Origin of the sequence: Streptomyces sp. C (assembly GCF_000158895.1) — a bacterium.
GTDB classification, from domain to species: Bacteria; Actinomycetota; Actinomycetes; order Streptomycetales; family Streptomycetaceae; genus Streptomyces; species Streptomyces racemochromogenes.
In genome coordinates this window covers 428063-430705 of record NZ_GG657750.1, presented here as the reverse complement: position 1 = coordinate 430705, position 2643 = coordinate 428063, and the positions used below count along the sequence as shown (strand labels likewise).

Below are 2643 nucleotides of genomic sequence, written 5' to 3'. Positions count from 1 at the left end.
GCACCGCCGGCCCGTCGGCGGGAATGTTCTCCAGTCCCAGGACGTCCAGCCGGAACCAGTCGTCCATCAGCCATTCGAGCAGCCGCTCCCAGGCGTCCTCCCCGGCGTCCGAGAGGAGCCTGCGCAGGAGGCGGAGCTCGCCCCCGGCGACCTGGATGACATCGGCCAGACTCTCGGACACGAACGCCCCTCTTCCTTCACCGTCATGGTCAGAGCTGCCAAGTGGCCCCTGGAGCAAGGGCCTTCACGGTGAACGGGTCCGGCGGCCGTTTGATCACGAGGACCGCGCGGATTCGGCAATCGGCTCTTTGTTCGCCCCTTCCCCCGCCGCCGGGTCTGGAGGACGCCGGACGGGTCGGCGAAGATGGCACCGTCCCGGCCGATCGAGTGAGGAGCCCCCGCGCAGATGTCCAGTCCCGGTTCCGGCCCCGGCGCCGCTCCCGCCGACGGCGCCCGCAGGCGGCCGCCGACGATCGCCGACGTCGCGAGGGCCGCGTCGGTGTCCCCGACGACCGTCTCCCACGCCCTGAACGGGCTGGGCAAGGTCGACCCCCGGACCCGTGAACGCATCAAGCGGACCGCCGCCGAACTCGGGTACCGGCCCAACCTGCGTGCCCAGCGGCTGCGCCAGGGACAGGCCAAGGTCATCGCGCTCGCCTCCTCCATGCCCTTCTCGGTGGCCGCCGGCCCCTCCCGGCTCGGCTTCTACATGGAGATCGCCGCCGCCGCGGCCGAACGCGCCATGACGCACGGCTACGCGCTCGTCCTGGTCCCGCCCGTGCGGTCCGGATCGGCCCTGCACTCCCTCGACATCGACGGCGCGATCGTGGTCGAGCCCGGCGAGGACGACCCGGCCGTCACGCAGCTGCGCGAGCGGGGCCTGCCGTACGTGGCGCTCGGCCGCGAGGTGGCCCCGCCCGGGGACGCCCCGTACGTCGACCTGCGCGGCGGCCCGGTCACCGAACTGCTGCTGGAACACCTGCGCGAGCAGGGCGCCCGCCGTCCGGCGCTCCTCATCGGCGCGGGCGGCCGCCACTCCTCCGTCGACGCCCGCGCCGCGTACGAGCGCGCCGCGGCCGCCGGGGGCTGGCCGCCCCTCGTCGCCACCGCCCCGGAGGAGGGCGGCGAGCAGGCCGGCTACGACGCCTGCGCCGCCCTGCTGGCCGAACACCCGCGGACCGACGCCGTCTGCGCCCTCGTGGACGTCTTCGCGGTCGGCGCCGTCCGCGCGATCCGGGACAGCGGCCGGCGCGTCCCCGAGGACGTGCTGGTGGCCACCCGGTACGACGGTCCGCGCGCCCGGACCTGCGAACCCCCGCTCACGGCCGTCGACCTCCAGCTGGACCGGGCGGCCACCGACGCCGTGGAACTCCTCCTGGCACGCCTGCGCGGTGCGCAGGCCGCCGTCGCGGTGCCGCCCGAGCCCCGTCTCGTGGCGCGGGCCTCGTCGCTGCGCGTCACGGCGCCAGGATGAGCACCGCACCGGAGACGAGCGCGAACGCGAGCACCAGGGGGCGCATCCGCGCGGCGTCGACCCGGTGGTGCGCCAGCCGGCTCAGCCAGGCCCCCGCCGCCAGGGCGGGCAACAGCAGCACGGCCCAGCCCAGTTGCGCCGGGGTGCCCCGCCCGGTGGCGAGGAGCAGGGCGAGCGAGACCACCTCGCCGATCAGGAAGCACAGGGCGACCGTGGACCGCAGCTCCGCCGGCGGACGGTGCTGGTAGACCAGGGCCAGCGGCGGCCCGCCCACCCCGGTCGCGGTCTCGGTGAGCCCCGTGACCACCCCCGCCCCCAGGTAGGCGGCGCGGCCGGGCACGAAGGCCGGGGCCGCCAGGCTGACGGCCGCCGCCAGGACGGTCGCCACGCCGACGACCAGGCCGAGCCGCCGCTCCGGCACGGCCCAGAGCAGGGCCAACCCCCCGGGGGTAGCCGCGAGCCGGGCCGCCGTGATCCAGCCCGCGCCGCGCAGGTCCAGGGACCGCCGCTCGCGCCAGGCCACGTACACGTTCAGCGGGATCATCGACGCGAGGACGAAGACCGGGAGCAGGGAGGGATCGAGGAGTCCGGCCACCGGTGCGACGACCAGTGCGAAGCCGAGGCCGCTGGTGCCCTGGACGAACGCGGCGGCCGCCACCACCAGGGCGAGGACCGCCACCGCCTGGGCGCTCACCGTCCGGCGCTCCCCGCCCGGGCCTGCGTGGAGGTCGGGTGCGCGCGGGTCACCCGGGCCCGCCCGACGACCTCCGCGGCCAGCTCGGCCGCCCGTTCGACGAGCGCGGAGTCGTCCCAGCCGACGGCCCGGCCCCGCCACATCCGCAGCCGGCCGGCCGTGAACACCGCCGTGATCTGGTCGCGGTTGCCGCGGCGGACCAGTTCCCAGGGGAGGTCCCAGGACGTCCGCATCTCCGGCCCGCTCACGTCGACGAGCAGGAAGTCGGCGGCCGCCCCGGCGGCGATCCGGCCGGTGAGCGCTCCGAGGCCGACGGCGTCGGCGCCGCCCGCGCCCCCGCGGTCCAGCCAGGACCAGCCGGCGCCGCAGGAGGAGTCGCCGGTGGCCAGGCCGTAGGCGAGGCGCTGGGCGAACTCGGCGGCCTCGGCGAGGCGGAAGGGGTCCCCCCGGGTGCCGTCCGTGCCCAGGCCGTAGC

3 protein-coding genes and 1 pseudogene are annotated in these 2643 nt (G+C 76.8%); 1 reads left to right on the top strand and 3 read right to left on the bottom strand.

Annotated elements, in window-relative coordinates:
* A partial coding sequence (locus SSNG_RS41690) for a hypothetical protein (RefSeq protein ID WP_042800405.1) occupies positions 1-181 on the bottom strand: 181 nt, incomplete at its 3' end.
* Positions 182-406: 225 nt separating this feature from the next.
* Here SSNG_RS41690 and SSNG_RS02135 point away from each other — a divergent pair.
* Positions 407-1474, top strand: a complete 1068-nt coding sequence (locus SSNG_RS02135) for a LacI family DNA-binding transcriptional regulator (protein ID WP_007262140.1) — start codon at positions 407-409, stop codon at positions 1472-1474.
* Here the strand turns inward: SSNG_RS02135 and SSNG_RS02130 are convergent.
* Together SSNG_RS02130 and SSNG_RS41685 are read right to left on the bottom strand one after the other, a co-directional pair.
* Positions 1458-2168, bottom strand: coding sequence for a sulfite exporter TauE/SafE family protein (locus SSNG_RS02130; protein WP_007262139.1), 711 nt, complete (start codon positions 2166-2168; stop codon positions 1458-1460). The two genes, SSNG_RS02135 and SSNG_RS02130, sit on opposite strands and share 17 nt — an antisense overlap.
* Positions 2165-2643, bottom strand: a pseudogene (locus SSNG_RS41685) (amidohydrolase); the annotation flags it as partial. The gene SSNG_RS02130 and the pseudogene SSNG_RS41685, both read right to left, overlap by 4 nt.

Excerpts from the sequence above, each read along its gene's own strand:
- SSNG_RS02135 (WP_007262140.1), top strand. The coding sequence starts at position 407 with ATGTCCAGTCCCGGTTCCGGCCCCGGCGCCGCTCCCGCCGACGGCGCC.